The organism is Deinococcus radiopugnans ATCC 19172, assembly GCF_006335125.1.
Taxonomy (GTDB): Bacteria; Deinococcota; Deinococci; order Deinococcales; family Deinococcaceae; genus Deinococcus; species Deinococcus radiopugnans.
The window spans coordinates 1-675 of sequence record NZ_VDMO01000081.1 but is presented as its reverse complement, the minus strand read 5'-3'; the positions used below and the strand labels follow the sequence as shown (position 1 = coordinate 675).

The 675-nt window shown below is 70.4% G+C and carries 1 protein-coding gene; it reads left to right on the top strand.

Annotated elements, in window-relative coordinates; all coding sequences use genetic code 11:
• Nucleotides 1–675: immunoglobulin domain-containing protein (locus tag FHR04_RS21135; RefSeq protein ID WP_170214062.1), on the top strand; the 675-nt coding region annotated here is incomplete at both ends.

The window sequence follows — 675 nt, the reverse complement described above, 5'->3', positions numbered from 1 at the left end:
CGGGCAGCATCTCGCCTACAGCGACGCGGCCGAGGTCACCGTCGAGATGGTTCCCCCCGTCGTCACCGAGGCTCCCGCCGACGTCACCGTGATGGAGGGGGAGAGCGCGTCCTTCTCGGCGGCGTACGGCGGTACGGACGCGCCGACGTCGGTGCAGTGGCAGTTCTCGACGGACGGCGGGCGGACCTTCGACGACGTCCCCGACGGGATCGGGCCGAACGGTGCCGGGTCGATCCCCCTGGTGATCGACTCGGTGCACGAGGAGATGGACGGCTGGCAGTACCGGGTGCGGTTCACCAACGAGGCCGGGTCGGTGTTCTCGGAGGTCGCGACCCTGCGGGTCGGCATCTGGTGGCCCGAGACGAGCCTCGAGGCGCCGCTCGGAGTGCGTGTCGACCTATCGGTCTCCGACATGCCCCGCTCGCGAGACGGTGCCCTGCACCTCACCGCGCCGCCCGGCACCCGCATCAACGGGTGGAGGATTCACCATGTCTCGGGCATCACCGAGAGTCTCCAGTTCACGATCAGCCCGGACGGGCGCACGATGACGACCCGAGACCCCGAGACTGACGACTTCCCCTGGGGCGGCGGGCTCCGCTTGGCCACGTTCACCCTGCAGGTCGACCCCGACGTGGCCCCCGGAACTGTCCTGGACGGCGGCGAGTTCCGCGTCGT